This window comes from Nonomuraea sp. WAC 01424 (assembly GCF_003947315.1).
Classification (GTDB): domain Bacteria; phylum Actinomycetota; class Actinomycetes; order Streptosporangiales; family Streptosporangiaceae; genus Nonomuraea; species Nonomuraea spiralis.
This window is the reverse complement of the sequence record NZ_QHHZ01000011.1, coordinates 190,324-216,133: the sequence shown is the minus strand read 5'-3', so window position 1 is coordinate 216,133 and position 25,810 is coordinate 190,324. Positions and strand designations below refer to the sequence as shown.

The window sequence follows — 25,810 nt, the reverse complement described above, 5'->3', positions numbered from 1 at the left end:
CACCTGCCCCGCACCACTTCGCTCGGCTGTGCGGGGCTGCTGGGTGGCCGCGGAGGGCTGTGGGGTGGCTGCGCTTGGCGAGGCGCGTCAGCGGTCCCGCGGCGGGCATACGGCCGCGATCGTGCCCCACGTGCTGACGTAACCGTTCGTACCGACCGGGCGGAACTCCAGCGGGCGCAGCGGGCGGGCGTGCCGCTCGCGCACGAGACGAAGGCAGGAACGGATCTCGCGCACCCTCGCCTCCCCGGTCGTCCCATCACGTCCTCCCACCACCCTACAAGCCCCCGAACTCCCCCAAATCCGACCAAGCCCCCAGTTCCAGCCATCCGATCCAGCGGGGCACCCGGCCGCCCGGGCTCCGGGCTCCGGGCTCCCGCGAAGACGCCGCATCCGCGTCTCACCCAAAAGGCGTCTCATCAAGAAAGCGGCCCACCCCAGGGCTTCTGTGCCCCGGGGTGAGCCGCTTCCGGCGTGCTTTCTCAGTCGTCCTCGTGCTCGCTGCCGCCGTGGTCGTCGTCGTGGCCGTCGTCGTCGCCGGCCTGGCCGCCCTTCTGGTCGTCCTTACGGTCGCCCGCCTGGTTCTCCGCCTTGTCGTCCGAGCGGTCCTCGGCCTTGTCGTCCGAGCGGTTCTCCGCCTTGTCGTCTGTGTGGTCCTCGGCCTTGTCGTCGTCCTGGTCGTCTGCCTCGTCGGTGAGGACCGTGCCCTTGGTGGCGTCGACGGTGATCTCGCGCTCGCCGCCGTCGGCGGTCGTGACGTCGATCTCCCAGACCTGGCCGGCGTCCTCGTCCTCCAGTTCCACGGACGTGACCTTGCCGCCCGGCACCTTCTCCAGCGCCGTCTTCTCCGCCTGCTCCCGGGGGATCGCCGGGGCCGGGGCGGAGGCCGGGGTGGCGGGGGTGGTGGGGGCGGCGGGGGTGGTCGTGGCGAGGGCCGTGCCGGCGCCTGCGGCGAGTACGGCGGCCGCGGCCAGTCCAGCGATGATCATAGGCTTGCGCATTCGGGAACCCTCCGGTGCGTTCGGGTGTCGTCCTGACGCCTCCCAGGCTGGCCCACGACTCGATAGCGATGAGCTGCGAGAACCCTAACGTGCGGTTAAGGTCCGAGCCGATGGATGATCGTCGGCGGCGCCGCCCTGCATAGTGCCCGGTCACTTCTCCACGAGGCCGGTCGCGACGGCGATCCGGCCCAGGATCTGGCGCAGGGCCGCCGCCTCGGTGGGATCGATGGCGCTCAGCAGTTCCTCGTCGTTCTACCGGGCCAGTGAGAGAGTCTGGTGTCGCAGGTCCAGGCCGGTCGAGGTCAGTTCGATGAGCTGACGCCGGCGGTCCGCGGTCGTGTCCGATGAGTTGGTCCAGTTGCCGCGGTTCGGCTGCTGGAGTATTCGTGCAGCTCAAGCAGATCGCCCTGGAAACCTAAGGCCCGAGCCGCCGGTTCCGGGGGCTCACGAACGCCACGCCCTGCGGAAGCTCTCCCGTGCGCGGTGCAGGCGTGACTTGACGGTGCCCGACGGCACCCGCAGCAACCGCGCCACCGCCTCCTCCGGCAGCCCCTCCAGATCGCGCAGGACCAGCACCGCGCGGTGCTCGGGCGACAGGCGTCCGAGCACGTCCCGGATGTCGACGGCGTGCTCGACGTCGTACGGCGACGGCAGGTCGGCGAGCTCCGCCGGACGGGCACGGCCGGCCCGCCTGGCCACCCTGACCGCCTCCCGTACGGCGATCGCCCGCGCCCACCCGTGCAACGCCTCGGGATCGCGCAACTCCCGCAGGTGCCGGAAGATCGCGATCAGCGACTCCTGGACGGCGTCGGCCCCGGCGTCCAGCGCGATGGGCCCGCAGATCTTCCCCAGGTACGGCGTCAGCTCCCCGAGCAGCTCGTTCAGCGCCATCGTGTCCCCACGCTGCGCCGCCCGTACCAGCGCGGCCGTCATGACGTGCGCTCGGCGAACCTGGCCGCCAGCCTGGCCAGCGCCTTCTCCCCGGCCGTACGCACCCCCCAGGGCACCAGCGCCGCCCGTCCCGGGACACGCACTCCCCCGGTCTGCGCGACCAGCGTGCCCCCCGGTACGGCGGTCGCGGCCAGCCCCACGAGCAGGAACCGGCTCTGCATCCAGCACCAGCCCGGCCGCAGGTCGACGTCGAACCTGGCACGCATGCCGTACCGGCTGCGGGCCCTGGCCACCAGGCGCCCGTCCGTACCGGCCGGTTCGAGGGTCAGGCGACGCATGTCGGGCTCGAAGGTCCCGAACTCTCCCTCCAGATCGCCCGCCACGGCCCAGACGGCGGCGAAGGGGGCGGGGATGACACGTTCGGCGACGTACGCCCCGGGGATGGCGGCGGCGAGCACGCGCAGCCTCCGTACGGGGTCCAATTCGGCAACAGGCCAGCTCATGTCCATCCAGAGGCGGTCGGAACGCGAAAGGTTCCATGGAACCATCTCGGGATCCGCCGCCTCTTGCAGGGCATGAACACCTCACGTCTCGGCGCCCTGACCGGCGCGATCCTGCTCACCGACGCCGCCGCGCACCTGTACTGGCTCACCGGCCGCACCTGGCCCGCCTCCGGGACACGCACGCTGTCGCTGGCCGTGCTGAACTTCGAGGTACCGTTCACCTTCCGTGTCCTCGCGCCGCTCGTCCTGCTGCTGAGCGTGGCGGCGGGGGCGGTGATCGCGTGTTCCCGGGGCCGGGGCGGCCGGCTCGCGCTGCTGGTCACGGGGGCCGTGGCGGCGGGCACGTCCGTACGCGCGGCAGCCGGTCTGGTGTGGGTCCTCGGCGTGGGGGCCGACACCGGCACCCCGTTCTACTGGCTCAACCTGTTCCTCTACACGCCGCTCTGCGCGATCATGACCGTCTCGACCTGGATCGTCCTGGTACGGGGGTTCGCCCGCGCCAAAACGGTCCAGCCCGCATGACGGCGTCCGGCGGGCTCACTCGTAGCGGGCCCGGCGGGCTCACTCGTAGCGGGCCCGGCGGGCGATCAGCTCGAACCCGAGGCCGCGGAAGAGGGCGGCCGAGGCCGGGTTGTTGACGTTGACGTCCAGGAAGACCTGCGTCGCGCCGGCGGCGGGCGTACGGCCGAGCGCGGCGACGGCCAGCGCCCGCGCCAGGCCGCGCCGCCGCCAGGCGGGTACGGCGCCCACCTGCACCAGGAACTCCTCCACGCACGTCACGAAGCCGACGGCCGTCTCCCCGTCCCGCGCCACCAGCGAGCAACCGGGCTGGAACTCGTCGTCGACCAGCCAGTCGATCCACTCCTCCCGCGACCACCCGGGAAAGCCGGGACGGTCGGCGAAGGACGCAGAGTACGCCTGGTAGAATGCCTCTTCGGTGTCCGGCGACCATTCCTCGACCGTCACCTCCGGCGGCAGCGGTACGGCCGGGAGCGGCGCGGTCAGGTCGCGGCGGAAGACGTCCTCGGCGAACGTCTGGCGGTAGCCGCGTGCGAGGAAGAGCTCGTGCGCCTGCGGGGTCACCGACTCGACCTCCACGCGGACGCTCCCCGCCGTGCCCGTCGTGTCCGCCGTCAGCCGGTCGAGCAGGCCGGAGCCCAGCCCCCGCCCTCGGTGGTCGGGCGCGACCAGGCCGGTCGCCGCCGACGCCGCGCCCACGGGCCGCACCGCTCCGCAGGCCACCAGCCGGCCCTCCGAGAACGCGCCCACCGCCGGACCGGCGGTGTACCTGCGTCCGAGGAAGGACTCCGACGTGGTCGCCGGGAGCCCGCCGTCGTACGCCGCGCACCGGCGGGCCAGAGCGGCGATCGCCGGCAGATCCGCGGCGGACAGCGCGGCCCATTCGATGGTCACCATGATCTCCTTCGCGTACAGGTGACCGAGTATGGCACCGCGTTTCAGGGGGCCGTCGAATGGTTTTCCCGGGGTGTCAGGCGTTCCGCGGGGTGCAGTCGAGGATGACGTTGCCGAGCGGGGTGTCGTGCACGCCGGCCACGTCGAGCCCGGCGCCGGTGGCGATGGCGGCGTAGTCGCCGACGGTGCGCTCGCGGCCGCCGCTGAGCACGAGCATGCGCAGGTTCATCTCGGCGAACATGGCCGGGTCGTCGCCGGAGCCGCCACGCGACTCGATCATGACGACCCGTCCGCGCGGCCCGGCGGCGTCGGCGCAGCGCCGCAGGATGCGCTCGGCGTCCTTGTCACCCCAGTCGTGGATCACCCGCCTGAGCACATAGACGTCGCCGCCCGCGGGCAGCGGCTCGAAGAAGCTCTGCCCGGCGAACTCGCACCGCCCGTCCAGCCCGCGTCCGGCCAGGAAGCCGCGGCCCCGCTCCAGCGTGTCGGGCAGGTCGACGAGCGTGGCCCGCATCCCGGGACGGGCACTCAGCACCTCGGCGATCAGCGCGCCGGTGCCGCCTCCGACGTCGACCACGTGGCCCACGCCGGACCAGTCGTACCCCTCGACGACGTCGCTGAGGTCCTCGGCGCCGCCGGCCATCAGGCCGTCGAACGACTCGCCCAGCTTGCGGTGCTCGGCCAGATGGCTCCAGATGGGGACGCCGAAGACCGCCTCCCACGCCGGGCCCCCGGTGCGTACGGTGTGCAGCAGGCCGGTGAACGCGACGTCCATCTGCCCGCCGAAGCCCTCGAGGTCGAGCCGTTCGCGCATCATGGACGGGTGGCCGGAGGCCAGCTGCTCGGCGGGCCCGTTGACCGCGAACACGCCGGGCCCGGGTTCGGTGTAGACGCCGTGGCAGACCAGGTGGCGCAGCACGCGGCCCAGCGCGTCGGCGTCGGAGCCGGTACGGCGGGCCAGCTCCTCGACGGGCAGCGCGTCACCTGCCAGCAGATCGGTCAGGCGCAGGGTGGCCGCCACGCGCACGGCCATCGGGGTGACCATGTCGGTCACGGGGGCGAGCACCGCCCATGCCGCCTCCCACGCCGTCGGACGAGCGCTTTCTTCGCCGGTGCCTGTCACGGCCGCAGCCCCCTCTTCCCACGGGATCAAGGCTTGCCCGCCCGCAAGCTACCACGCGGAGGGCCGCCGCAGGAGCCCTCCGGGCAAGCCCTTCCCGGGATCGCGGCCGGACCGGCTTCTCAGCCCAGGAGCCCGTCGAGCAGGCCCCTGATCCCGAGCGCGTCCAGAACCGAGCGCCGCTCCTGCGGAGCGATCGCCGACATGGGCTGGTACGAGGACATCGGCATGTCGGCGGACAGAGGCACACCGGCCGACCCTGTGCCGTTGAAAGACGCGGTGCCGTTCAAGGACGTGGTGCCGTACGGGGACGTGGTGTCGTACAGAGACATGGTCCCGTCGGCCGCGCAGACCACCGACGGCCTGCCGATCAGCATGTCCAGGGTCCTCCTGACGCCGATCGCGTCGAGCAGCGACATCCGCGACGCGCTGACGTCGCCCGCCGTCCCGTCGGCGGAGGCCCCAGCGGTGGCGGCCGCGGTGCCGTCGGCGGTGCACATCGCGGGCCGGTTCACCAGCGCTTCGAGGACCGCCGCGGCACCCGCGGCATCCAGCAGGGACGCCGGCTCCGCCCCGGTCGGCTCCGCCCCGGTCGGCTCCGCCCCGGCCTCCGAGGTGTCCTCGGCCTGGCCGCATCCCAGGGCAGTGATGACGAGCGGTTCGAGAACCTGCTCGGCGTCCGTGCCGGCCGCCGTGTCAGCCGCCGTGCCGGTGTCCGTTCCGGTGTCCGTGCCGGCCGCCGTACCTGCCGCCGTGCCGGGGGCGTCATCGTCGAGCAGGAAATCGTCGAGCAGGAAGTCGTCGAGCAGGCCGGGGAACTCGGCGGCCGCGGCGAACGACGTCTCCGCCGTGAGGAACGGCTGGCCGGTGGCCTCCGTCGCACCGAATGCGTCCGTCGGACCGGTTTCCTCCGCCGGGCGGACGAGTCCCTGAAGGAGCGCCCGTACGATCGGGGTGTCGAGCAGCGTGATCGACTGCCCTCCGGCGACCTGGACCCTGGCGGCGACGCACGGCGCGGCGCTCCGGTCGCCCTCCTCGGCCGTCGCCGGGCCGGCCGCCGCCAGCAGGCCCATGGTGGCCAGACCGGCGACGGCGATCGTTCTTCTGCACATGGGTGCCTCCCTGTGGCATTACGTGATCATCCGCAGCGATCATTACCCATAGCAGTGGATCAACTACTCTATGATTGTTTCCAGTCCTCTTTACCCAAGACAACCGGCCTGCTCCGACGTGCGGCGATTCAGCCCGTGATCATCCCGGCCACGAGGTTGATGGCGGTGGCGAGGATGCCGGTGCCGAAGACGTACGACAGGAGGGTGTGCCGCAGGACCACCGCGCGGATCGCCGAGCTCGAAACGGACGTGTCCGACACCTGGTACGTCATGCCGAGGTTGTAACTGAAGTAGAAGAAGTCCCGGTACGCGGGCGGCTGCTCGGAGTTGAAGTCGATGCCGCCGGCCCCCGCGTAGTAGGCGTAGGCGTAGCGGGTCGCGTACATGAGGTGGAGGGCGGCCCAGGCCATGAACACGCCGCAGAGCGCGGTGGCGGCGGCGACGTGGCCGGTGTCGGGCCCGCCGCGCAGGAGCAGCAGCACGATGGCGACCAGCCCGCACGACGCGACCCCGACGACCACCAGTTCCTCGGCGACGGGCCGGAAGTCCTCGCGCCGGACGTTGCGGTGGGTGGCGTCGGCGTCCATCGGCCACATCACCGCCCAGCCCGCCACGACGAACACCAGCTCGGTCACGGCGATGGCGGTCAGCGCGCCCAGCGGGGCGTCGGCCGGCAGCCCGACGGCCACGCCGGCCGCGATCCCGACGGCCACCGCGCCCGCGAGGCGGGGTACGGCGTCGAGCGGCAACCAGATGCTCATGCACTTGGATGGTAGCCGCGTCTCCGCAGTTCAAACCGGATGAAACGGGCCGAGCGCGGGCTCGCGGCACCCGCATGCTCTACCGTCTGCTGGGTGACCGTCGAGCGAAAGGACCCCCTCAGCCCATGAACACCCCTTACGTCCCCGGCCCGGCGGGCGGCCGGTCGTGAGCGCCGAGGAGCTGACCGAGCGGGTGCACGCCCTGCTGGCGGCCCCCAGGCCGTGGTCCGTCACCCAGATCGGCGACCCCGTGCTGCGCCGGACGGCCGAGCCGTACGACGGCCAGCTCTCCGACGGCCTCCTGCGCGAGCTGCTCGACGCGATGTTCAGGCACCTGCCGGGCGTCGGCGTGGGCCTCGCCGCGCCGCAGGTCGGCATCCCGCTGGCGCTCGCGGTCATCGAGGATCCCGCCGAACTGCCGCCCGGCCTCGCCGCCGAGCGCGAACGTGTGCCGCAACCGCCGCTGGAGCTCGTCAACCCGGTCGTCACGCCGGTCGGCACCGGCTACCGCGCCTTCCACGAGGGCTGCCTCAGCGTGGAGGGGCTGACCGCGGTCGTCTCCCGCCACGCCCGGGTACGGTTGTCGGCCCTCGACGGCGGCGGGCGCGCGTACGAGACGGAGTTGTCCGGCTGGCCGGCGCGGATCGCCCAGCACGAGACCGACCACCTGAACGGCACCCTCTACCTCGACCGCGCCGATCCCCGCTCGCTGTCGACCACCGCCAACCACGAACGCTTCTGGACCCCCGCGGCCGGCTGACCGCTACACGCTGCGCAGGACCGAGACCACGATGCCCAGCACCACGGCCTCGTCGCCGTCGATGACGTCGTAGCGGGGGTTGCGCGGTTCGAGCAGGACGTGCCCGCCGCGCCGGCGGAACACCTTGACCGTGGCCTCGCCGTCGATCATCGCGGCGACGATCTGGCCTGAGTGGGCCTCGGGCTGCTGGCGCACCACGACGATGTCTCCGTCGCAGATCGCCGCGTCGACCATCGAGTCGCCGCGCACCCGCAGTCCGAAGACGGTGCCGCGGCCGGTGAGGTCGCGGGGCAGGGTCAGGGTGTCGTCGAGGTGCTCGTCGGCCAGGATGGGCGCGCCCGCGGCGATGTCGCCGACCACGGGGACGCTCACCATGTCTCCCCCGGACCCGGACGACAGGGGCCGCAGGAACAGACGTACGTCGATCGGGCGGGTCGCCGCCCGGCCGCGGCTGAGGAAACCCTTCTCCTCCAGGCTTCTCAGGTGCCGGGAGACCGACGAGGGCGAGCGCAGCCCGACCGCCTGGCCGATCTCGCGCGCGCTCGGCGCGTAGCCGTGTCCGACCACCCAGTCGCGGATCGCGGCCAGGATCCGCTGCTGGCGCTGAGGCAGGGCCGAGACGTTCAGGTGCTCGAACACGTCATGGTCGTCGTAGGTGGTCACAGGGAAATGCTAGAGGTCACCCGCCCGGCGCGGTGGCGACCACCGGCGGAACGGGCGATCCCGGCCGCGAGGGCACCGGCCGCCGCCTGCGGGGGGGAAGCGGAGGGAGGGGAAATCGCGTTGCCGCGGCGACGCCCGGCGTGCCAGGGTCGGGGCTTCCTGGCGGCGGCGACTGTGGTGGTGGGAATGAGGCGTGCGGGGCTGGTGCTCGCGCTCGGGTCCTCGTCGTGTTTCGCGTTCTCGGGGCCGATGGCCAAGTACCTCATCGCGGCGGGGCTGACGCCGATCGAGGCCGTGTGGGCGCGGATGGCGGCGGCGGGGTTGCTGCTGCTGGCCGTGCTGGCCGCCGTCAGGCCGGGGGCGTTGCGGGTCCCGCGGTCCAGGTGGCCGTTCGTGGCGCTGTACGCGGTCATGGCGGTGGCCGGGGTGCAGTCGCTGTACTTCGCCGCGATCACCCGCCTGCCGGTGGGGATCGCGCTGCTGCTGGTGTACCTGGCGCCGGTGATGGTGGCGGCGTGGGTGCGGCTCGTACGCGGGATCCGGCTCCCCCGGGCCGCCTACGCCGGGGCGGTCCTCGCGGTGGCCGGGCTCGGGGTCGTCGCCGAGGTGTGGCACGACCTGCGGCTGGACGGGCTGGGCCTGGGCCTGGGATTGCTGGCCGGAGCCTGCTCCGCCGGCTATTTCCTGATGAACGATAGCTTCGGGGACGAGGTGCACCCGCTCGGGCTCATCGCCTGGGGGATGGCGGGCGCGGCCGTGGCGCTGATCCCGTTCGCGCGTCCGTGGGACCTGCGGTGGGAGGCGTTCACGGTGTCCGTCACGCCCGCCGCCGGCGCCCGGACGCTGCCCGTACTGGCCGCCTTCCTGTGGATGGTGGTGATCGCGAGCGTGGTGGCGTACGTGCTGGGGGTGAACGCCGTACGGCGGCTGTCGGCGGCGGTGGGGGCGACCGTGGCGTCGCTGGAGGTCGTCGGCGGGGCGGTGGCGGCCTGGGGGCTGGTCGGAGAGGGGATGGGCGGGTTCCAGGTCGCGGGCGGCGCGGTCATGTTGTCCGGCGCGCTGCTCGCCCAGACCGCGACCCGGCGGCGTCCGTCCCGGCAGGGCGGCGACAAAGAGGTGATCTCTCCGGCAAGGTAGTGCTATCGCTACCATAAGTAGTTGATTCACTACAGTGGGTATTTACAAGGAGAAGGCAACGAGTCTCCCATCCCGTCCAGAGAAAGGAGTGGAGCCTTGCGTGTCCTGATCCAGCTCCGCCCCGCCCGCGAAACCGTCGAAGCCGTCCTCGACCCCGGCGTCACCGCCACGGTCGCCGACGTGGCAGGTGACCTGCCGGGAATCGTCCTGGACCAGGCGTTCTCCCCCCTGGCCCTGGCGCGCGCGATGCCCAGCTCGCCCTCTGGCGGCCTGCTGTCGGCGCTGAGCCGGCCGCGCGGCTTCTCCCTGTCGGCCGAGCACGCCAGCGTGCTGGTGCGCGGCGAGCCCGGCGACGACGACCTGGCGTCCAGGCTGGCGCTGCTGTCGTCGTCCGTACGCGAGATCGTCGGCGTGTTCGCCGACCCGGTCATCCGCCCGCACCTCACCTGCGCCGACACCGGCCCCGTCGGCGACTGGCACGACGTCGAACGGCTGCTGCGCGTCAACGACCTGCGCGCGGCCGGCTACGACGGCCACGGCGTCACCCTGGCCGTCGTGGACGGCGGCGTCAACGCCGACCACGTGAGCGGCAAGCTCGGCCGCCAGGTCACCCTGGACGCCGCGCGCAGCTGGGCCCCGCCGGGCGTCACCCCGACCCCCGGCGCCTACCCGGTCGAGCACGGCAGCCTGTGCGCGTTCAACACCCAGCTCGCCGCGCCGCGCTCGACGCTGTTCGACATCGCCGTCCTGCGGAGCAGGAAGGGCTCGGTCGAGGGCATGCTGTCCGACGCCGTGGCCGCCTACTCCGGCGCACCCGTTCAACGTCATGATCTCCAACCTGGAGCACGCCGGGGCCGACATCGTGTTCGCGGCGGGCAACTGCGGCCGTGACTGCCCGGCGGCGGACTGCGGGTTCACCGACATCGTCGGCGGCAAGGGCCATCCCAAGGTGGTCACGGTGGCCGGGGTCGACACCCACGGCGAGCGTGTCGGCTACTCCTCGCAGGGCCCGGCCCGGCTCGGCGACCACAAGCCCGACCTGGCCGCGTACACCCACTACACCGGCTCGGAGATCAGCGGGCCCGGCACGCCCGACACCGGCACCTCCACCTCCTGCCCGGTCGTCGCCGGCGTCATCGCCGCCCTGCGCACCCGCCACACCTCGGCCAAGCTGTCCCCCGCGCAGCTCCGCACGCTGCTCGACCGCACCGCCGAGGACCGCAGCACGGTCGGCTTCGACCATGACTACGGCTACGGCATCGTCAACCCGCCCGCCGTCCTGGCCGCGCTCCGCTCGCACCGCGTCCAGGCCGCCTGAAGGCGCGGCGGCGCCGCGTGCCCGCGCGCGACACGGGTACGCGGCGCCGCCGCCCGCCGGGGAGAGGGCCCTGCGCGGGCCGGCGGGTCAGGGGTCAGCCGTGGTTCCAGACCGAGGAGATGCGGTCGTTCCAGCCGCTGGGGACGAGGGTCGGGATGTCGGAGTAGGGGGAGACGATGATGGAGCTGCCGGCGAAGTTGATGTGCTCGTAGTAGCGGACCGTGCAGTTCGTGGCGCCGATGGAGCTGATGACGTCGTTCCAGTCGTGCAGGTGCAGCGGGCCGTGGTAGACGTCGGTCAGGTCGTTGTGGGCCAGGCGCGCGCCGCACCAGAACCAGTCGCCGCCGTACTCCACGTGCTCGAACATCTGCACCTGGCCCTGCGTGGCCGGGCGCGGGTCGCGCAGTTGCGCCGAGGCCCACAGGGCGCCGTTGATCGCGGTGTCGTCGGTGAGCGCGGTCAGGCGCTCGGGGTGGTACAGGTACGTCAGCGGACGGCCGTCGTAGCGCGTCAGGTCCGCCGGGTCGTGCTCGACGCCGTCCACGACCACCGCCATGGCGGGCGCGGGGTGCGTGACGGGCTGCACGGGCGCGATCTTGGCCCGGACGGCCCGGGCCGGCGTACGGGCGGGGTCCATCGGCGTGGGCGGCGCCGAGCGGGGTGCCCGGACCGCCTTGCCGACGAGCGCCTCCAGCGTGGTGATGCCCTGGTCGCGCAGGAGTGCCAGTACGTCGGCCTCCTCCAGGCCCCCGACTTGGTCGGAGAACTCCAGGAAACGCTCGACCTGGCGGCGGGCGGGGGTTGAGATCTGGGTCATGGGTGCCTCCCCTGGTAGTGCTGTGTGCTCCTTCATGGTCGGGCGGGGCGGCGGCCCGGACAGCCCCCCAGTGTTGGGGATGGCGTTCAGGTGGTGAAGGCGGCCATGAGCTCGTCCCGGCCGCTCGCGCCGGTCTTGCGGAAGACCGCTTTGAGGTGGTCGTGCACGGTGTGCCCGGACAGGTCGAGCAGCACCGTGATCTGCTTCGGCGCGGCTCCCCGGCACAGCAGGTCCAGTACGCCGCGTTCGCGGGGGGTGAGGGCGTACCAGTCGCAGAACGAGGGCAACATCAGCGCGCCGGAGGCCGACTGGATCACCACGGCCACGTCGCCCGTGCCGTCCTGGTCCAGGGCCTGGCCCTCGACGGCGAGCCAGCGGCCGTAGCGGGCCGCCGGGGCGCAGATGATCGGCCGGTCGGCGGCGGCACCGCGTACGTGCTCGACGGCGTCGGCCGCCAGCGCCGCGCCGAACGTGTCGGCCAGCCAGGCGTGCACGCCGTGCCGGTCGGGGCAGCGCAGCCGGTCGAGCCACGCCTGGGCCTGCGGGGTCACCGCGCGGATCCCCTGGTCGGGGCCGACGACGATCACCCCGGCGGGCAGGGCGGGCATGGTGGGGGCCAGCGGGGCGGCGGTGACGTACCCGCGCAGCACGGTCATCAGGGCGGGGGCGAGCAGTGCCGCCCTGCGCAGGTCGTCGTCGGTGAAGGGCGGCTCGTCGCAGGCGCGTACCAGCCCGAGCAGGCCCCAGACGCCGCCGCGCGGGTCGCGCAGCAGCAGCCGCAACTCGCCGGAGGCCCCGCAGGCCACGAACGCCCGCCGCGCCCTCCCCCCGGCGGCGCCGGCCACCGCGACCGGCACCCGCAGCCGGGCCAGGGACGCGGGCCGGCAGGGATCGCCGTGGGCGCGGCGGTGGGCGAGCAGGGACAGGGCCAGCTCGCGTTCGTACCGGTGCCAGAAGCTGAACGAGCCCTGGCCGAGCCCGGTCGCCGGGCTGGTGCCGACCAGGCGCAGGGCGTCGTGCCGCAGCAGCGGGGCGATGGCCGCGGACACGGCGGCCCCGACGTGCTCGGCGTCGACGCCCCGGCCCATGAGCGCGCGCAACTCGCGGACCGCACGGTCCAGGCATGAACTCACGGGCCCACGTCAGCACGTCCGGCCCTCCCATGGCAAGCGGATAGTGGTCGGTCAACTACCGAAGGTGTCCAGTCGGCGTAGTTCCTCCCGGGTCAGGGGCAGGGACGTCGCCTGGGCCGAGGCGCGGACCGACTCGCGGCGGGTGGCGCCCGGGATGGGGATGACGTGCTCGGACTGGGCCAGGTGCCAGGCCAGGCAGACCTGCTGCGGCGTCGTGCCGCGTTCCTCGGCCACCTCGTGGAACGGGGTGCGCGGCGGGGCCGAGCCGGGGCCGTCCAGGGCGCTGCGGGCGATGCCGCCCAGGGGGCTCCACGGGAGGAAGGCGATGCCGAGACGGTCGCAGAGCCGCAGTTCGGGCAGGCTGTCGCGGTGCTGGGGGCTGAAGCGGTTCTGGACCGAGACGAGGGAGTCGCCGAGGATGTCCCTGGCCTCGCGGATCTGGTCGGAGGTCACGTTGGAGACGCCGGCCGCGACGACGAGCCCGGCGTCGAGGAGGTCGCGCAGCGCGCCCACCGACTCGGCCCACGGGACCGCCGGGTCGGGCTTGTGCAGCTGGTAGAGGCCGATCTCCGGCACGCGCAGGCGGCGCAGCGAGCCCTCGCAGGCGGCCCTGATGTGGGCGGGACGGCCGTCGACCGTCCAGGTGCCGTCGCCGGGACGGCCGCGCCCGCCCTTGGTGGCGACCAGCACGCCGTCGCCGGGCCGGGCGGCCAGGGCCTCGGCCAGCAGTTCCTCGTTGTGGCCGAGCTCGCCGGCGTGCCAGTGGTAGGAGTCGGCCGTGTCGATCAGGGTGATGCCGGCGTCGAGGGCGGCGTGCACGGTGGCGATCGCGCGGGCGCGGTCGATGCGGTCCTCGATGGACAGCGGCATGGCGCCGAGGCCGACGGCGCTGACGTCGGCGGTGCCGAGGCGACGGGTGATCATGATGGCTCAGCTCTCCTGGAGGAGGTCGGCGACGGCCCGCGGGAGCCAGCCGGCGACCTCGGTGAACGGGAAGCCGAGCGCTGTGGCCCGGCCGTTGTCGATGGCGTACGGGCGGTCGAAGGAGAACGGCGAGGCCGGCTCGCCGCCGGTCACGACGCGGTAGGCGGGAGCGGGCGCGTCCGTCGCGGCGGCGATCGCTGTGCACAGGCCGGTGACGGTGAGCGCGCCGTGGGAGGCGGCGTTGAGCGCGCCGGTTGCCACGGACCGGGTGGCCGTCCAGTGCAGGAACGCGGCGATCTCCTCGTGGTGCACGAACGACGTGGGGGCCGGGTCGCGGTGCACGGCGACCGGCAGCCCGGCGCGTACGCGGTCCACGTAGTGCCGCAGGCGGCCGGTGAAGTCGGCCGCCCCGCCGCCCAGGACGTGGGCGCTGCGTACGGCGACGAACGGGAAGACCGGGTCCCGGGCGAACACCGCCTCGGCCTGCCGCTTGCCCTCCGCGTACGAGCCCGCCTCGCCCAGCAGGCGGGACAGGGCCTCCGGCGACCGCCACGGCAGGTCCGGGTCCACCGGCCAGGACGCGGCCTCGACGGTCTCCTCCCGGACCGGCGTAGCGGCCGGGGGCAGCAGGAAAGGCGAGGTGGCCGGGTCGTAGACCTCCATGGTGGAGGTCATCACGTAGCGGGCGGTGCGGCCGGCGAAGACGCGGCGGGCGACGTCGGCGTGCAGCGGTGTGTAGCAGACCTGGTCCACGACGGCGTCGAAGGTCCGGCCGGCCAGGGCGCGGGTGAGGGCCGCCGCGTCCGCCCGGTCGGCGACGACGTGGTCGGCCCCGGCGGGGGGCGCCGCCGAGCCGCGGTTGACCACGGTCACGTGGTGTCCGTCGTCCTGGAGCAGGCGGATCAGGTGGCGGCCGAAGTAGCGGCTGCCGCCGATGACGCAGATCTGGGGCATGCGGCCAAGACTGGCCCGAACGGGGTCCACAGTGGTAGTGGTGACTTGCTGGCCCCGTATTAAGGAGAACTGTTGATCGACGCCCACCGGCTCAGGGTGCTGCGGGAGGTGGCCGCGCACGGCAGCTTCAACCGGGCGGCGGCCGCGCTGCTGCTCACGCCGTCCGCCGTCTCCCAGCAGATCGCCGCGCTGGAACGGCAGCTCGGCACGCCCGTCGTCACCCGCAGCACGCGCGGCGTGGCCCTCACCGAGCCGGGCCGGCTGCTCGTGGAGACGGCCGAGACGATCGCGGCCGAGCTGCGGCACGCCCGGGAGCGCATCGACGAGCTGGCCTCCGGCCGGAGGCGGCTGACCGTCGCCACCTTCACCAGCGGGGGCCGCGCGCTGCTGCCCGGCGTGCTGTCGCGGTTCGTGGCCGCCCATCCCCAGGTGGAGACGAACGTGGTCGAGCGGGAGCCGGAGGACAGCCTGCCCCTGGTCCGGCGGGGCGAGGCCGACCTGGCCGTCGCCTACCACTTCGACGGGCCGCTGCCGGTGCTGCCCGGGGACCGTACGGGCCTGAGCTGGACGCCGCTGGCCGAGGACCCGATGTCGGTGGCGCTGCCCGCCGCCCATCCGCTGGCGGGCCGGGCGTCGGTGGACCTGACCGAGCTGGCCGAGCAGCCGTGGGTGATCGGCTGCTCGAAGACGGAGGCGTTCCTGCGCGGTTACGCCGCCGCGGCCGGGTTCGGGCTGCGGGTCAGCGGCTCCACCAGCGACTACCACCTCGCCCAGGCGCTCACGGCGGCCGGGCTCGGGGTCAGCCTGGTGCCGTCCATCTGCCTGGCGCGCGAGACGCCCGGACTGGCCTTCGTGCCGCTGAACCCGCCGCGGCCGGCCCGCTACATCGGGATCGCCACCCGCCGGCGGCGGCAGGAGCACCCGCTGGTGCCGATCCTCGTGGAGTGGCTGCGCGAGGCGGCGGAAGCCCTGCCCGGCCGCTGATGGCGGACCCGACCTGTCCGCCGCCGGTGTCAGAGTGGCGGAAGGGGTACGCAGCCCCGTAACCCTTTGTCACGAGACGGAGAACCAGATGAGCCGCGACGTCCAGGTCACCTTCGACGCCCACGACCCCAAGGCCCTGTCGTCGTTCTGGCGCGACGTGCTGGGCTACGTGCACCCCGGCCCGCCCGGGGTCGAGCTGCCCGAGGGCGCCGACCCGCTGCCCGCCCTGGACGACTTCCTCGCCGGGATCGGCGTCCCCGCCGGTGAACGCGACACACGCTCGGCCATCGAGGACCCCGACGGGCGCGGCCCCCGGCTGTTCTTCCAGCGGGTGCCGGAGGGCAAGTCCGCCAAGAACCGCGTGCACCTCGACGTACGGGCGGCTCCCGGGCTGCGGGGGGAGGAGCGGATGGCGGCGCTGGAGGCCGAATGCGAACGGCTCGTCAAGCTGGGGGCGACGCGGGTGGCCCGCCACGAGCCCGCTCCCCCGATGAGCGCCGGCCACATCGTGATGACCGACCCGGAGGGCAACGAGTTCTGCCTCGACTGAGGCTGCCGCCGGCCGGGACGGGCGCCTGCGAGAATGAGCCATGGCCAAGCTGACCGGACCGCAGATCGCACAGGAGGGGCTGACCGGGTGGGCTCACCTGCTCCGCGGCCTCCAGACCCGCATCCACACCGAGACGTTCGCCGCCGGGCTCGCGCTCGTCGACGCCGTCGGGGCCGTGGCCGAGGAGATGAACCACCATCCCGACCTCGACCTGCGTTACACGCATGTGGACGTCCGGCTGACCAGCCACGACGCGGGCGGGGTCACCGGCCGCGACGTCCGGCTGGCGCGCGCGATCTCCACCCTGGCCGCCGACGCGGGCGTACGGCTCGACTCCTCGGCCGTCTCGCTGCTCGAACTCGGCCTCGACACGCCCGACCGGGCCTCGGTGCGGCCGTTCTGGGCGGCGATGACGGGGATGGAGCCCGACGCGGGCGGCGACCTGCACGACCCCGCCGGGACGCTGCCGAACGTGTGGTTCCAGGCGTCCGGCGACGAGGAGCCCCGCCAGCGCTGGCATCTCGACGTGTGGGTGGAGCCCGCGCAGGTTCGCTCCCGGATCGAGGCGGCGGTGGCCGCGGGCGGCAGGCTGGTGAGCGACAGCGAGGCGCCGAGCTACTGGGTGCTGGCCGACCCCGAGGGCAACCACGCCTGCCTGTGCACGTGGGAGGAGCGCGGCTGATCCGCGACGGCGATCAGCGCAGCCCGGCGCGGGCCAGGGCGACGATCTCGCGGGTGCGCGGCAGGCCGGCGAGCCGGGCGTCCAGCGCGTCGAGCATGACGGCCGGCAGGCGCGCGGGCGCGTCCCGCGTGGCGAGCATGCGCGCCGTCCAGCCGGTGAAGGAGGCGAACAGGGCGGGGTCGTCGACGTACACGGCGGCTCTGAGGAAGTCGACGGCGTAGGCGACCTCCTCGGCGGTGTGCCCGGCCGGTTCCGTGCCCTCGGCGACCGGCACACGTTCGTCCAGGTCGGCCATGACGCCCCTGACCAGCTCCGGCGCCCGTTCGGTGAGCAGGGTGTACTCGTGGCCGGCCAGATGCGGCGGCCGGTCGGCGCTCAGCCCGGCCGCGGACCGGCGCGGCAGCGGCCCGGCGTCGAGCAGGTCGGCGGCGGCCCGCGCGTCGGGCGCCCAGGCGTCGGCCCCGAGCAGCCGGGCGTAGCGTCCGTCCGGGCCGAAGGCGGCGCCGCCGACGAGCACGGGCACGCCCGCCGCCTGGCAGGCGGTGATGGCCGCGTGCGCGGCGGGCAGCCGGGTCGCGATCGACCCCGACAGCGCGACCGTGCCGGGAGCGGTCCTGTGCACGTGCACGACCAGGTGCGCGGTGGGCACGTGCGCGCCCAGGTAGTCGACCTGCCAGCCGCGCAGCCGCAGCACCTCGGCCAGCAGCCGGGCGGGGAAGGTGTGCCACTCGCCGTCCACGCACGCCACGCTCACCCGTCCCTTGGACGGCCCGGCCCGGTGGCCGTGCACGGCCGGTTCGTGCGCCATGACGGCCAGCACCCGCTCGTGGACGGCGGTCGCCGTGTGCTCCTGCGCGACGGTGAGCCGGTTGGCCACCCAGTCCAGGCCCACGCGGGCCTGCGCGACGGCGACGACGTCGAGGAGCATGGTCTCCAGGGGCACCCCGGCGTCGAGGGCGGCCCGCGCGGCGTCGATCGCGGCGTACTCGTCGCCGGCCGTCGCCGCCGCCCACAGCGCCTCCGCGCAGCGCTCGGCCTCGTCGTTCACGTCCCCGCACCTTCGGACGGGCCGGGCGCCTCGCGCGGCGCGCCGACGGCGACGATGGCGATGTCGTCGCGCTCCCGCTCGCCGGCCCACTGCGAGGCGAGCATCTGCACGCGTTCGGCCAGGGCGTCGGCCGGCATGCCGGCGCACCGCCGCAGTTCCTCCCGCAGCCGGTCCTCGCCGAACATCTCGTCGCCGAGCGGCCCGCCCCTGGCCTCGATGACGCCGTCGCTGTAGAGCAGGCACGTCTCGCCGGGGTCCAGGAACACCGTCTCGGTCACGCTGGTGACCTGTTCGAGCAGGCCGATCAGGGTGCCGCGGGTACGGGCGTCCTCCACCTCGCCGTCGTTGCGCACGATCATCGGCGGCGGATGCCCGGCGCTGGTCAGCCGCAGCGCCAGCCGCGTGCCCCGGCGCTCGACCCCGGCCAGCACGAGCGTGACGTAGCGCGGGCTGGGCCCGGCGAGCAGCACGTCGTTGAGCCGTTCCAGGACGCGCTGGTGGTCGTCGGCCAGCGGCAGCAGGGCCCGCAGCGTGTTGCGGATCTTGCCGGTGAGCACCGCGGCCTCCAGGCCCTTGCCGGAGACGTCGCCGAGCACCACGAGCGCCGCCCCGCCCGTTCCGGCGACGGGGTGCACGTCGTAGAAGTCGCCGCCGACCTGCGCGCCGTGGCCCGCCGCACGGTAGCGGGCCGCCACGTCGGCGACCTCCAGGTACGGCGTCATCGGCGGCAGCAGGTCGGCCATCAGCGTCTCGGTGATGGCTCCCTGCTCGGCGTACAGGCGGGCGATGGCGATCGCCGTGCCGGCGCGGGCGGCGAACAGGCGGGCGAACACGTCCTCGGCCGGGGAGAAGGCGGCCGTGTCGCGCAGCAGGATCAGGGCGCCCGCGGGCAGTCCGTAGCCGGGCAGCGAGATCACCACGACGGCCCGCGCCTCGCCCTGGTTCTCGCCCCGTACCCAGGCGGGGGTCAGCGCGGGGTCCACCCAGCGGGCGGGCACCGGCGGGTAGGCGCGCAGCGCCTCGGCGAGCCCCGGCATCTCCTGCGGGTCGATGTCCAGGTCCCTGCGCACCCCCTCGCCGCCGGCGTCGTGGCAGGCCATCGTGTACCGGCGTCGGCCCAGCGGAATGACGACCCGCGCGGCGTGGGCGAGATGCCGTACGGCCAGGCGGGCGGCCACCTCCAGGCAGCGGTCCAGGTTGAGCGAGGACAGCAGCTCGGTGGCGGCCTCCACCATGGACGCGGCCGAGTCCCGTTCGGCTCGCAGCACCTCCATGTCGCGTTCGCGGGCGGTGACGTCGACCAGCCACCAGGTGACGCGGTCGCGGCCGGCGCGTACGGCGTGAGCCTCGAACACCCGCCCGCCGACCGGCCCGCGAACCGGCTCGGGCGTCCCGCCCCCGGTGGCGGGCAGGCGGGCGAGGAGGTCGTGGTGGGCCCGGGCGAGCCAGTCGGGGGTGAGGCGGGTCGCGCCGCCCAGCAGCGACCGGGCGGCCGCGTTCGCCTGCTCGACGGTCCCCGAGGCGTCGGCGACCAGCATCGCGTACGGCGTGTCCTCCCCCAGCATGCCGATCGCGCCCCGTTCGTGATCGCCTACGAGACTGTCACTCTACTGACGCGACCTACGGGGCTTTGTCGACGCCGAATCGTCTTTGTCGCATTTTTAGCGTGGGCGGCCACGCGGGACGCGGGCGTAGCCTTTGCCCCATGGTGCGCTTCGCTGTCGGGCTGCCCAACGTCGGCGAGTTCGGTGACCCCGCCCTGCTGACCGACCTCGCCGTCGGCGCGGAGGAGCACGGCTGGGACGGCGTCTTCGTCTGGGACCATCTGCTCTACCACCAGCCCGGCTGGCCGGTGGTGAGCCCGACGGTGGTGGTGTCGGCGATCGCGGCCCGCACCCGGCGGATCAGGCTCGGGGTGCTGATGACGGCCCTGCCGCGACGGCGCGTCCAGACGGTGGCCAAGGAGACCGCGACGCTCGACGTGCTGTCCGGGGGTCGGCTGGTCTTCGGCGCGGGGCTCGGCTCGCTCGACGCCGAGTACGCCGACTTCGGCGAGGACCCCGACCTCAAGGCCCGCGCCGCCCGGCTGGACCAGGGGCTGGAAGAGCTGACGCGGCTGTGGGAACGGCTGCCGCCGGGGCCCGTCCAGAAGCCGCGCATCCCGGTGTGGTGCCCGGGGCGCAGGCCGATCCGGGCGGGCTTCCGGCGGGCGGCCCGGTGGGACGGCGCGATGCCGACCTTCCGGGACTTCGGACGGGAGCGGCCGGTGCCGGTCGGGGAGTTCGCCCGGGTGGCCGACTTCCTGGCCGCTCAGCGGGGGCCGCTGGAGGGTTTCGACCTCGCCCTTGAGGGCCGCGCCGCCGACGGCCTGGTGAAGGGGTACGCGGCGGCGGGCATGACGTGGTGGGTGGAGGCCATGGGGTGGTGGCGCGGCGGCGTCGCCGACGCCCGCAGAACCATCGAAACCGGCCCACCCCGCTGACCCCGTCCCCTGAGCCGATGGGGGGTAGGTGGGGGCATCGTGTGACGGTGCGGTCGGTGGGTGGTCTACCGTCTGATCGTGCTCGCCTCACATCATGTCCCCCGCCCGCCGACCCACGCCGTCGCGCCGCCGCGCGGCCTGCCGTCCCGGTCCGGTGTCCGGGGCCACGAGAACGGCCGGACTGTGCCATGAAGCACCAACTGCGGCTGACGAGCGTCTTCCTGTCCCGGTTCCACCACCCGGCGCAGGTCATCGCGACCGGGTTCGCCGCCCTCATCCTGGTCGGGACGGCCCTGCTGACCTCGCCCATGGCCACGAACTCCGGCGAGTCGGCCGGCTGGCTGACCGCGCTGTTCACGGCGACGTCCGCGGTCTGCGTGACAGGCCTGGTCGTGGTGGACACCGCCACGCACTGGTCGGTGTTCGGCGAGGTGGTGATCGCCGGGCTGGTGCAGGTGGGCGGCCTGGGCATCATGACGATGGCCACGCTGTTCACCGTCCTGGTCGCGGGCCGGCTGGGCCTGCGCGCCCGGATGTTCGCCCAGGCCGAGACCAAGACGCTGAGCATGTCCGACGTGCGGCGCGTGGTGCGCAACGTGGTCATCTTCAGCCTCGTCTCCGAGCTGATCGTCGCCGCCGTGCTCACCGGGCGCTTCATGACCGGCTACGGCGAGCCGCCGGGCCGCGCGATGTACCTGGGCTGGTTCCACGCGGTGTCGGCGTTCAACAACGCCGGGTTCGCGTTGTGGCCGGACAACCTGATGCGCTTCGTCACCGACGCCTGGATCTGCCTGCCGATCGCCCTCGCGGTGATCGTGGGCGGGCTGGGCTTCCCCGTGGTGTTCGAGCTGGCCCGCGCCTGGCGCCGGCCCAGCCGCTGGTCGGTGCTCACCCGGGTGACCGTCGGGGTGACGCTCGTGCTGCTCGCGGTGGGTACGCTGATCTTCCTGGTGACCGAGTGGCGCAACCCCAGGACGCTGGGCGGGCTCGACGACTCCGGCAAGCTGCTGGCCTCGTTCTTCACCGGGGTCATGCCGCGTTCGGGCGGCTTCAACAGCCTGGACATCGGCCAGCTCTACCCGAGCAGCCTGCTGGCCACCGACCTGCTGATGTTCATCGGCGGCGGCAGCGCCGGCACCGCGGGCGGCATCAAGGTCACCACGTTCGGGTTGCTGGCGTTCATCATCTGGGCCGAGCTGCGGGGCGAGCCGCGGGTGAACATCGGCCACCGGCGCCTGGCCGAGTCCGCGCAGCGCCAGGTCATCTCGATCACGATGATCGGCGTCGTCCTGGTCGCCGTCTCCACCTACCTGCTGCTCGCCATCACCCCGCACAGCCTGGACCAGGTGCTGTTCGAGGTCGTCTCGGCGTTCGGCACGAACGGGCTGTCCACCGGGATCACCGCCCACACCACGCCGGCCGGGCACCTGCTGCTGGCGGCGCTGATGTTCATCGGGCGCATCGGCCCGCTCACGCTGGGTTCCGCGCTCGCCCTGAAGGAGCGCACCCGCCGCTACGAACTACCCGAGGAACGTGTCATCGTTGGTTGACAAGAAGACGGATCCCGTCGTGGTCATCGGCCTGGGCCGGTTCGGCACCTCGCTCGCCCTGGGGCTCACCCGGCGCGGCACCGAGGTCCTGGCCATCGACAACCGGCCCAAGGTGGCCCAGAGCCTGGCCGGGCAGATCACCCACATCGCCACCGCCGACTCCACCGACCTGGAGACGCTGCGCCAGCTCGGCGTGCCCGACTTCTACCGGGCGGTCGTCGCCATCGGCGGCGACCTGGAGGCCAGCATCCTGACCACGTCGCTGCTGATCGAGCTGGAGATCGACGACATCTGGGCCAAGGCCGTCAGCCGCCAGCACGGCCGCATCCTGCGCCGCATCGGCGCCCATCACGTCGTCTTCCCCGAGCACGACATGGGCGAGCGGGTGGCCCACCTGGTCAGCGGCCGGATGCTGGACTTCATGCAGGTGGACGAGAACTTCGCGATGGCCAAGACCCATCCGCCGAAGGACTACATCGGCGTCCCGCTCGGCCGTTCCAATCTGCGGCGCAAGTACGGCGTCACGGTGGTGGCCGTGAAGAGCCGGGAGGAGGAGTTCACCTACGCCAGCGCCGACACCGAGCTGGCCTACGGCGACGTGATCATCGTCTCCGGCCGTACGGAGGACGTCGAACGGTTCGCCGAGCTGCCGTAGCCGCCGGGCGCGGTCGTCGTGGCGGCCCAACCCGGGCGGGCGATGTTGGCCGGTCCGACAGGCCCGTCCTGGTCGTGGTTCACGATGATGGGCGGTCCGTCGACCGGAGGCAGCCATCATGACAGCACGCCGTACCACGCCGGGGCCGGGCCAGGAGGCCGCGCTGATCGCCGGCATCGAGCGGCTCGTACGCTGCGAGTCGCCCTCGGACGACCTGGCCGCGGTGGCCCGCAGCGCCACGGCCGTCGCCGAGGTGGGCGCCGCCCTCCTGGGGGCCGGGCCCGAGCGGATCGTCCTGGACGGGCGTACCCATCTGCGCTGGCGCTTCGGCCGCGAGCCCCGGGTGTTGCTGCTCGGCCACCACGACACGGTGTGGCCGGTCGGCTCGCTGGAGCGGCTCCCGTTCGAGGTGCGGGACGGGGTGCTGCGCGGGCCGGGCTGCTTCGACATGAAGGCCGGGCTGGTGATGGCCTTCCACGCGCTGGCGGCCCTGGACGACCTGGACGGCGTGACCCTCCTCGTCACCGGCGACGAGGAGCCGGGCTCCCCCACGTCCAGGGAGCTGGTCGAGGACGAGGCGCGCGGGTGCGCGGCGGCTCTGGTGCTGGAGGCCGCCGGTCCCGGAGGCGCGCTGAAGACCGAGCGCAAGGGCGTCTCCCGCTACGAGGTCCTCGTACGGGGACGGGCCGCGCACGCCGGGCTGGAGCCGGAGCGCGGCGTGAACGCGACGGTCGAGGTGGGCCACCAGATCGCGGCCGTGGCGGCGCTGGCCGACCCCGCGCTGGGCACGACCGTCACCCCGACCCGCCTGGAGGCGGGCACCACCGTGAACACCGTCCCGGCGCGGGCCCGCTTCGAGGTGGACGTGCGCGTACGGGACGCCGCCGAGCAGCGGCGCGTGGACGCGGCGATGCGGGCGCTGCGGCCGGTGCTGCCCGGCGCGGGTGTGGCGGTCGGCGGCGGCCCGAACCGGCCGCCGCTCCCGGCCTCGGCGTCGCGGGAGCTGTTCGACCGGGCCCGCCGGCTCGCCGACGCGCTCGGGATCGGCCCGCTCGCCTCGGTCGCCGTAGGCGGCGCCTCCGACGGCAACCTCACCGCCGGTACCGGCACGCCCACCCTGGACGGCCTCGGCGCGGTCGGCGGCGGCGCCCACGCCGACGACGAACACGTGCTGGTCGCGGAGCTGCCGGGACGGACCCGGCTGCTCGCCGCGCTGGTCGCCGAGCTGCTGGCGGCGGAGAGGGCCCGGCCGGGCGGCGGCGCCACCGGTTGTCCGCCCGGACGAAACCGGCGCCACCGCCCGGTGCTCGCCGACCAGCTACGGGACGGAAGCGGCTGCGACCATGACCGGCGTGACTGATCTCATCCGTGACCGCCGCGAGTCCCGGCTCGTCGAGGCCGCCTGGGAAGCGGCGCGGGCCGCCGCGGACGGCGCGGGCATCGACATCCGCCCCTTGGACAGCGTCGGCGAGCTGGAGGCCGTCCGCCGCCTGTACGAGCACATCTGGCGTACGGGCGAGAACAACCCGCCGGTGACAGCCGACCTGCTGCGCGCGATGGCGAAGGCGGGCAGCTACGTGAGCGGCGCCTTCGACGGGGACCGGATGGTGGGCGCCTGCTTCGGCTTCTTCTCCCCGCCGGCGCGCGGGGCGCTGCACAGTCACATCGCCGGTGTGCTGGCGAGCACGCAGGGCCGCAATGTCGGCTTCGCGATGAAGCTGCACCAGCGCGCCTGGGCGATGTCGCGCGGCGTCGGCGAGATCTGCTGGACCTACGATCCGCTGGTACGCCGCAACGCGTACTTCAACCTGGCCAAGCTGGGCGCCGATCCGGCCGAGTACCTGCCGAACTTCTACGGCCCCATGGACGACGACATCAACCGCGCCGACGACACCGACCGCGTCCTGGTCCGGTGGCGGCTGGAGACGCCCGGCGTCGAGGCGGCCTGCGCGGGCCGGCCGAGGCAGGCGGACGTGGCGGCGGCCCGCGCGGCGGGCGCGGCCGTGGCGCTGGAGGTCTCGGCGGCGGGCGGCCCGCTGGTCCGGTACGCCGGCACGCCCACGGTGCTGGTCGGCATCCCCGGCGACGTGGAGGCCATGCGCGAGAGCGACCCGGCCCGCGCCGCGGACTGGCGCGGCGCGCTGCGGGACGTGCTGGGCGATCTGCTCGCCGGAGGCGCGCGGGTACGCGGATTCGACCGGACAGGCTGGTACATCGTGGACAGACAGGAGTCGGAGTGAAGATCACCGGAGTCGAGATCCGTACGGTCGAGATGCCCCTTGTGACGCCCTTCCGCACGTCGTTCGGCACCGAGACGGTACGGGAGGCGCTGCTGGTGCGCGTGGTCACCGGCGAGGCCGAGGGCTGGGGCGAGTGCGGCGCGGGCACGGCGCCCCTGTACTCCTCGGAGTACACGCACGCCGCCGCCGACGTCCTGGCCCGCTACCTGATCCCGGCGCTGGCCGGGGTGCCGGACCTGGACGCGCACCGGGTCGCCCCGGCGCTGGCGCCGTTCAAGGGGCACCGCATGGCCAAGGCCGCGCTGGAGACGGCCGTCCTGGACGCGGACCTGCGGGCCCGCGGCGTCCCGTTCGGCCAGGCGCTCGGCGCCGTACGCGACACCGTGCCGTGCGGGGTGTCGGTGGGGATCACCGAGTCGATCCCGGCGCTGCTCGACGCCGTCGCCGAGTACCTGGACGCGGGTTACCTGCGGATCAAGCTGAAGATCGAGCCCGGCTGGGACATCGAGCCGGTCCGGGCCGTACGCGAGCGGTTCGGCGACATCCCGCTCCAGGTGGACGCCAACACCGCGTACGGGCGCGCCGACCTGCGGCACCTGACCGGCCTGGACCCGTTCGGGCTGCTGCTGATCGAGCAGCCGTTCGCGCAGGACGACCTCATCGGGCACGCCAGGCTCGCCGAGCGGATCAGCACGCCGGTCTGCCTGGACGAGTCGATCGTCTCGGCCCGCGCCGCCCCCGGCGCGATCGCGCTCGGGGCCTGCCAGGTGGTGAACATCAAGCCGGGCCGCGTGGGCGGTCACCTGGAGGCCAGGCGCATCCATGACGTGTGCGCGGCGCACGGCGTGCCGGTGTGGTGCGGCGGCATGCTGGAGACCGGGGTGGGCCGGGCCGCCAACGTCGCGCTGGCCGCGCTGCCCGGGTTCCTGCTGCCGGGCGACACCTCGGCCTCCGACCGCTACTACCGGACCGACCTCACGCCGCCGTTCCGCCTGGTGGACGGGCACCTCGCCGTACCGGAGGGGCCGGGGATCGGCGTCACCCCGATCCCGGAGGTCCTGGACGACGTCACGGTCCGGACGACCTGGGTCCCGCTGCCGTCCTGATGCTTCGTC

General features: G+C 73.8%; 30 protein-coding genes. 15 read left to right on the top strand and 15 right to left on the bottom strand.

The window, feature by feature from the left end; all coding sequences use genetic code 11:
* Window positions 1-87: 87 nt before the first annotated feature.
* Window positions 88-234: a hypothetical protein gene (locus DMB42_RS53470; RefSeq protein ID WP_185844923.1), complete on the bottom strand. Its 147-nt coding sequence runs from the start codon at window positions 232-234 to the stop codon at window positions 88-90.
* A 245-nt stretch (window positions 235-479) separates the two neighbouring features.
* Window positions 480-998, bottom strand: a complete 519-nt coding sequence (locus tag DMB42_RS29455) for a PepSY domain-containing protein (protein ID WP_125638556.1) — start codon at window positions 996-998, stop codon at window positions 480-482.
* Window positions 999-1,112: 114 nt separating this feature from the next.
* Between DMB42_RS29455 and DMB42_RS53465 the strand changes: the two genes are divergently transcribed.
* A complete protein-coding gene (locus DMB42_RS53465; protein ID WP_185844922.1) occupies window positions 1,113-1,265 on the top strand; it encodes a hypothetical protein in 153 nt (50 codons plus the stop codon).
* A 177-nt stretch (window positions 1,266-1,442) separates the two neighbouring features.
* On the opposite strand, the gene DMB42_RS29450 is transcribed toward DMB42_RS53465, so the two are convergent.
* On the bottom strand, window positions 1,443-1,931 hold the full coding sequence (locus tag DMB42_RS29450) for an RNA polymerase sigma factor (protein ID WP_125638553.1): 489 nt from the start codon (window positions 1,929-1,931) through the stop codon (window positions 1,443-1,445).
* Window positions 1,928-2,392: a hypothetical protein gene (locus DMB42_RS29445; protein WP_221762403.1), complete on the bottom strand. Its 465-nt coding sequence runs from the start codon at window positions 2,390-2,392 to the stop codon at window positions 1,928-1,930. Before DMB42_RS29445 ends, DMB42_RS29450 begins: the two co-directional genes overlap by 4 nt.
* Before the next feature lie 72 nt (window positions 2,393-2,464).
* Between DMB42_RS29445 and DMB42_RS29440 the strand changes: the two genes are divergently transcribed.
* Window positions 2,465-2,914, top strand: coding sequence for a DUF3995 domain-containing protein (locus DMB42_RS29440; RefSeq protein WP_125638547.1), 450 nt, complete (start codon window positions 2,465-2,467; stop codon window positions 2,912-2,914).
* A 39-nt stretch (window positions 2,915-2,953) separates the two neighbouring features.
* Here DMB42_RS29440 and DMB42_RS29435 read toward each other — a convergent pair whose 3' ends face one another.
* The 4 genes from DMB42_RS29435 to DMB42_RS29420 all read right to left on the bottom strand — a co-directional run bounded on the left by DMB42_RS29435 (window position 2,954) and on the right by DMB42_RS29420 (window position 6,798).
* Window positions 2,954-3,808, bottom strand: coding sequence for a GNAT family N-acetyltransferase (locus tag DMB42_RS29435; protein ID WP_125638544.1), 855 nt, complete (start codon window positions 3,806-3,808; stop codon window positions 2,954-2,956).
* 73 nt (window positions 3,809-3,881) lie between these two features.
* Window positions 3,882-4,871, bottom strand: a complete 990-nt coding sequence (locus DMB42_RS29430) for a methyltransferase (RefSeq protein WP_125638541.1) — start codon at window positions 4,869-4,871, stop codon at window positions 3,882-3,884.
* Window positions 4,872-5,047: 176 nt separating this feature from the next.
* Window positions 5,048-6,037, bottom strand: coding sequence for a hypothetical protein (locus tag DMB42_RS29425; RefSeq protein ID WP_125638538.1), 990 nt, complete (start codon window positions 6,035-6,037; stop codon window positions 5,048-5,050).
* Between the two features lie 128 nt (window positions 6,038-6,165).
* Window positions 6,166-6,798, bottom strand: coding sequence for a DUF1345 domain-containing protein (locus tag DMB42_RS29420; RefSeq protein ID WP_125638536.1), 633 nt, complete (start codon window positions 6,796-6,798; stop codon window positions 6,166-6,168).
* A 166-nt stretch (window positions 6,799-6,964) separates the two neighbouring features.
* On the opposite strand from DMB42_RS29420, the gene DMB42_RS29415 reads away from it, so the two are divergent.
* A complete protein-coding gene (locus DMB42_RS29415; protein WP_125638533.1) occupies window positions 6,965-7,558 on the top strand; it encodes a peptide deformylase in 594 nt (197 codons plus the stop codon).
* A 3-nt stretch (window positions 7,559-7,561) separates the two neighbouring features.
* On the opposite strand, the gene lexA is transcribed toward DMB42_RS29415, so the two are convergent.
* Window positions 7,562-8,221 (bottom strand): transcriptional repressor LexA, encoded by a 660-nt coding sequence (gene lexA, locus DMB42_RS29410; protein ID WP_125638530.1) that lies wholly within the window; start codon window positions 8,219-8,221, stop codon window positions 7,562-7,564.
* A 186-nt stretch (window positions 8,222-8,407) separates the two neighbouring features.
* Here lexA and DMB42_RS29405 point away from each other — a divergent pair, with 186 nt between their 5' ends.
* The 3 genes from DMB42_RS29405 (at window position 8,408) to DMB42_RS55240 (ending at window position 10,676) form a co-directional block, all read left to right on the top strand.
* Entirely contained in the window at window positions 8,408-9,358 is a 951-nt protein-coding gene (locus DMB42_RS29405; protein ID WP_125638527.1) for a DMT family transporter, read from the top strand.
* Window positions 9,359-9,454: 96 nt separating this feature from the next.
* Window positions 9,455-10,249 (top strand): hypothetical protein, encoded by a 795-nt coding sequence (locus DMB42_RS29400; protein ID WP_260478018.1) that lies wholly within the window; start codon window positions 9,455-9,457, stop codon window positions 10,247-10,249.
* The gene (locus DMB42_RS55240) at window positions 10,185-10,676 is read left to right on the top strand and encodes a S8 family serine peptidase (protein WP_260478017.1); all 492 of its coding nucleotides are present in this window, start codon (window positions 10,185-10,187) and stop codon (window positions 10,674-10,676) included. The genes DMB42_RS29400 and DMB42_RS55240 overlap by 65 nt, the downstream gene beginning before the upstream one ends.
* A gap of 94 nt (window positions 10,677-10,770) precedes the next feature.
* Here DMB42_RS55240 and DMB42_RS29395 read toward each other — a convergent pair whose 3' ends face one another.
* The 4 genes from DMB42_RS29395 to DMB42_RS29380 form a co-directional block, all read right to left on the bottom strand.
* Window positions 10,771-11,493 carry a peptidase inhibitor family I36 protein gene (locus tag DMB42_RS29395; protein WP_125638524.1) on the bottom strand — a complete coding sequence of 241 codons (723 nt, stop codon included), beginning with the start codon at window positions 11,491-11,493 and terminating at the stop codon, window positions 10,771-10,773.
* Between the two features lie 86 nt (window positions 11,494-11,579).
* Complete coding sequence (locus tag DMB42_RS29390; RefSeq protein WP_221762402.1) at window positions 11,580-12,626, bottom strand: helix-turn-helix transcriptional regulator; 1,047 nt, start codon at window positions 12,624-12,626, stop codon at window positions 11,580-11,582.
* 51 nt (window positions 12,627-12,677) lie between these two features.
* The gene (locus tag DMB42_RS29385; RefSeq protein ID WP_125638521.1) at window positions 12,678-13,550 is read right to left on the bottom strand and encodes an aldo/keto reductase; all 873 of its coding nucleotides are present in this window, start codon (window positions 13,548-13,550) and stop codon (window positions 12,678-12,680) included.
* A 6-nt stretch (window positions 13,551-13,556) separates the two neighbouring features.
* Window positions 13,557-14,504: an NAD-dependent epimerase/dehydratase family protein gene (locus tag DMB42_RS29380; RefSeq protein ID WP_125638519.1), complete on the bottom strand. Its 948-nt coding sequence runs from the start codon at window positions 14,502-14,504 to the stop codon at window positions 13,557-13,559.
* Window positions 14,505-14,576: 72 nt separating this feature from the next.
* Here DMB42_RS29380 and DMB42_RS29375 point away from each other — a divergent pair, with 72 nt between their 5' ends.
* The 3 genes from DMB42_RS29375 to DMB42_RS29365 all read left to right on the top strand — a co-directional run bounded on the left by DMB42_RS29375 (window position 14,577) and on the right by DMB42_RS29365 (window position 16,720).
* Window positions 14,577-15,488 carry a LysR family transcriptional regulator gene (locus DMB42_RS29375; protein WP_125638516.1) on the top strand — a complete coding sequence of 304 codons (912 nt, stop codon included), beginning with the start codon at window positions 14,577-14,579 and terminating at the stop codon, window positions 15,486-15,488.
* A gap of 88 nt (window positions 15,489-15,576) precedes the next feature.
* On the top strand, window positions 15,577-16,038 hold the full coding sequence (locus DMB42_RS29370) for a VOC family protein (RefSeq protein WP_125638513.1): 462 nt from the start codon (window positions 15,577-15,579) through the stop codon (window positions 16,036-16,038).
* A 40-nt stretch (window positions 16,039-16,078) separates the two neighbouring features.
* Window positions 16,079-16,720 (top strand): 4a-hydroxytetrahydrobiopterin dehydratase, encoded by a 642-nt coding sequence (locus tag DMB42_RS29365; RefSeq protein ID WP_125638510.1) that lies wholly within the window; start codon window positions 16,079-16,081, stop codon window positions 16,718-16,720.
* Between the two features lie 13 nt (window positions 16,721-16,733).
* On the opposite strand, the gene DMB42_RS29360 is transcribed toward DMB42_RS29365, so the two are convergent.
* Window positions 16,734-17,768 carry a B12-binding domain-containing protein gene (locus DMB42_RS29360; RefSeq protein WP_125638507.1) on the bottom strand — a complete coding sequence of 345 codons (1,035 nt, stop codon included), beginning with the start codon at window positions 17,766-17,768 and terminating at the stop codon, window positions 16,734-16,736.
* The gene (locus DMB42_RS29355; RefSeq protein ID WP_125638504.1) at window positions 17,765-19,333 is read right to left on the bottom strand and encodes a PP2C family protein-serine/threonine phosphatase; all 1,569 of its coding nucleotides are present in this window, start codon (window positions 19,331-19,333) and stop codon (window positions 17,765-17,767) included. Before DMB42_RS29355 ends, DMB42_RS29360 begins: the two co-directional genes overlap by 4 nt.
* Window positions 19,334-19,473: 140 nt before the next feature.
* Here DMB42_RS29355 and DMB42_RS29350 point away from each other — a divergent pair, with 140 nt between their 5' ends.
* The 6 genes from DMB42_RS29350 to menC all read left to right on the top strand — a co-directional run bounded on the left by DMB42_RS29350 (window position 19,474) and on the right by menC (window position 25,801).
* Window positions 19,474-20,250, top strand: a complete 777-nt coding sequence (locus tag DMB42_RS29350) for an LLM class flavin-dependent oxidoreductase (RefSeq protein ID WP_125638501.1) — start codon at window positions 19,474-19,476, stop codon at window positions 20,248-20,250.
* Between the two features lie 188 nt (window positions 20,251-20,438).
* Window positions 20,439-21,800: a TrkH family potassium uptake protein gene (locus tag DMB42_RS29345; RefSeq protein ID WP_125638498.1), complete on the top strand. Its 1,362-nt coding sequence runs from the start codon at window positions 20,439-20,441 to the stop codon at window positions 21,798-21,800.
* Window positions 21,793-22,455 carry a TrkA family potassium uptake protein gene (locus tag DMB42_RS29340; RefSeq protein ID WP_185844937.1) on the top strand — a complete coding sequence of 221 codons (663 nt, stop codon included), beginning with the start codon at window positions 21,793-21,795 and terminating at the stop codon, window positions 22,453-22,455. The genes DMB42_RS29345 and DMB42_RS29340 overlap by 8 nt, the downstream gene beginning before the upstream one ends.
* Window positions 22,456-22,573: 118 nt before the next feature.
* The gene (locus DMB42_RS29335) at window positions 22,574-23,815 is read left to right on the top strand and encodes a M20 family metallopeptidase (RefSeq protein WP_125638495.1); all 1,242 of its coding nucleotides are present in this window, start codon (window positions 22,574-22,576) and stop codon (window positions 23,813-23,815) included.
* Window positions 23,808-24,695 (top strand): GNAT family N-acetyltransferase, encoded by an 888-nt coding sequence (locus DMB42_RS29330; protein ID WP_125638492.1) that lies wholly within the window; start codon window positions 23,808-23,810, stop codon window positions 24,693-24,695. The genes DMB42_RS29335 and DMB42_RS29330 overlap by 8 nt, the downstream gene beginning before the upstream one ends.
* The gene (gene menC, locus DMB42_RS29325) at window positions 24,692-25,801 is read left to right on the top strand and encodes an o-succinylbenzoate synthase (protein ID WP_125638489.1); all 1,110 of its coding nucleotides are present in this window, start codon (window positions 24,692-24,694) and stop codon (window positions 25,799-25,801) included. The genes DMB42_RS29330 and menC overlap by 4 nt, the downstream gene beginning before the upstream one ends.
* Window positions 25,802-25,810: the final 9 nt, after the last annotated feature.